General features: G+C 40.2%; 2 protein-coding genes and 1 pseudogene. 1 reads left to right on the forward strand and 2 read right to left on the reverse strand.

The window, feature by feature from the left end:
* Together ACFIL8_RS09030 and rpmE are read right to left on the reverse strand one after the other, a co-directional pair.
* Positions 1-242 (reverse strand): annotated as a pseudogene (locus ACFIL8_RS09030) (ATP-binding cassette domain-containing protein); the annotation flags it as partial.
* 253 nt (positions 243-495) lie between these two features.
* Positions 496-717 carry a 50S ribosomal protein L31 gene (rpmE, locus tag ACFIL8_RS09035; protein WP_005774581.1) on the reverse strand — a complete coding sequence of 74 codons (222 nt, stop codon included), beginning with the start codon at positions 715-717 and terminating at the stop codon, positions 496-498.
* 187 nt (positions 718-904) lie between these two features.
* Between rpmE and ACFIL8_RS09040 the strand changes: the two genes are divergently transcribed.
* Positions 905-2,625: ABC transporter transmembrane domain-containing protein (locus tag ACFIL8_RS09040; RefSeq protein ID WP_375689508.1), on the forward strand; the 1,721-nt coding region annotated here is incomplete at its 3' end.

A 2,625-nucleotide genomic window follows, 5' to 3' on the forward strand; every position in this document is an offset into this window, starting at 1 on the left:
GGCTGTAGCAACATCCACGAGTTGGCAAATATAATGATGGTGCCGGCTTGCAACAAGAGGGCTGCATTTCTTAAAATCGCCAGTGCAATACCAATGCGTTGTTTTTGCCCCCCAGAAAGCATAGTACCACGTTCTTCTACTTGCGTATCCAAGCCATCTGGTAAAGCTTGAATAAATTCAAATGCATTGGCAGCTTTAGAAGTGGCCAAAATTTCCTCTCCATGGGTATGTTCAGTTCCAAAAAAAGAAGAAAAGTTTACAATTATTTTATTTCAAGTCTTTATACTCTAGGGAAGAAAGGATTTATGCATATATTCAAAATGATTTTTGAATTTAAAAACGCAACCACAATGATTTATAAGTGTTTAAGACCCATCTGTTTATGTCGGATGCGTTTTTGAATTAATATTTAAAGTGCACTCTTTGATAGGATAAAAAACTCATCGTTTGCAATCGATTTGTTTAAAACCCTTGTTCCCCATAAAAAGGAGGCTTTTACATGCCAATATTACCAAAACGATTTTTGAATTTAGAAAGACGACCACCACGATCTACGAGTGTTTGGGAGCCACCTGTCCATGCCGGATGCGTTCTTGGATCAATATCTAGATTAAGAGTATCGCCTTCTTTTCCCCAAGTAGAGCGCGTCGTATATTGGGTTCCATCCGTCATAACAACGGTAATTTTATGATAGTTGGGGTGAATATTCGCTTTCATGCGTCAAACCTTTTGCGTTTATAGAATGAAATAGCACTTGCTTGTTTTTTTAAGTGCACTTCCTTTGTCTTTTTGATACATTGATTTAAAGTATTTATTCCTATAACTGAGCACGCATCAAAAAACAAGTGTTCAAGATACATCATTGTATCAAGTGTTACAAATCCAATACAGTGAGCAAAATTTTATGACATTACGTTCTCGTTCAGAAAAATCGACAAAGTCTTCCCCTAAAAAATCTTCATTCTCTTCGCTTGCAATTTTTGTTCCCTATATTTTGCGCTATCGTTGGTTGTTTATCTTTGCTTTTCTAGCATTATCTGTTGCTGCTCTTGTCACATTAGCTTTGCCTGTGGCTATCCGCCAAATGTTTGATCATGGGTTTTCTACTTCAAGCCATGGACATATCAATTTTTACTTTGGAATTTTGTTTATCTTAGCCTTGTTTCTCGCATTTGCTTCAGCAGCCCGTTATTACTGTGTTATCACCTTGGGAGAACGGATTGTTGCCGATTTACGGCGTGATGTGTTTGTTCATATTATGAAACTTTCTCCTGCTTTTTTTGATCGATCACATTCAGGAGAGATTGTTTCAAGGCTTCTAACAGATACCACACAAATAAAATTAGCTGTGGGCTCCACCGCCTCTACCGCTTTGCGTCAGCTGATTATCGTGATTGGAGCCGTCGTGATGATGGTGATCACCAATGCTAAATTGTCTTTGTTGGTTTTAGCAGCTATTCCTGTTGTGGCCATTCCCTTGGTAGTCTTTGGACGTAAAGTTCGCTCTCGTACCCGCGCGGCGCAAGATCGTCTCGCAGATGCCAATGCTGTTGCTACAGAGCAGGTAAGTGCTATTCGCACTGTGCAAGCTTTTACCGCTGAAAAACTCGTTACAATACGTTTTTCACAATTGATAGAACGTGCTTTTCAAACAGCACGTGCTTCTGTAATCTTGCGCTCCTTTTTTACGGGGTTTGCAATTTTTTTGGTTTTTAGCAGTGTGGTTGCTGTTTTATGGATTGGATCGCGCGATGTTTTGAATGGAACGATGACAGGAGGGACATTAGGGCAATTTGTTCTTTATGCGGTTTTTGGAGCTTCTACTTTTGCGCAATTATCGGAACTTGGGGCAGAATTAATCCAAGCAGCAGGCGCTGCTGAACGGCTTGCCGAATTATTACAAGAACAACCTACTATTGTAGCACCTAAAAATCCTTTATCATTAGAGCAACCTATTCGAGGTGAACTTGTTTTTGATCAGGTTGATTTTACCTATCCTTCTAGACCACAAGAGAAGGTTTTACGCTCGCTTTCATTTTCTGTAAAAGCAGGCGAAACGGTTGCTTTTGTTGGGGCTTCTGGAGCAGGAAAAAGCAGCATTTTTTCTTTGATCCTTCGTTTTTATGATCCGACAAATGGAACAATTCGGTTGGATGGCATGGAAATTAATCGCCTTTCTTTACAAGATTTACGCAGTGCAATTTCCTATGTTCCACAAGATGTTGCCATTTTTGATGGAACATTGCGTGATAATATTATTTTTGGAACTGAAAATACCCATGAAGAGGAAATCCTTGCTGCCGCTAAAGCGGCTAATGCACTTGAATTTATTCAAGCTTTACCAGATGGCTTGGATACGCAAGTAGGAGAACGCGGTACCATGCTTTCTGGGGGACAAAAACAACGCATTGGTATTGCGCGGGCAATTTTAAGAAATGCACCCCTGTTGCTGCTTGATGAAGCAACATCTGCTTTAGATGCAAACAGTGAAAAGTTGGTGCAAGACGCCTTAGAAGGGTTGATGCAAAACCGCACAACCTTGGTCATTGCACATCGTTTGGCAACAATTTTAAAAGCAGATCGCATTCTTGTGATGGATAAAGGCGCCCTTGTGGAAGAAGGAAC

Origin of the sequence: Bartonella sp. AP57NXGY, assembly GCF_042195805.1 — a bacterium.
GTDB lineage: Bacteria > Pseudomonadota > Alphaproteobacteria > Rhizobiales > Rhizobiaceae > Bartonella.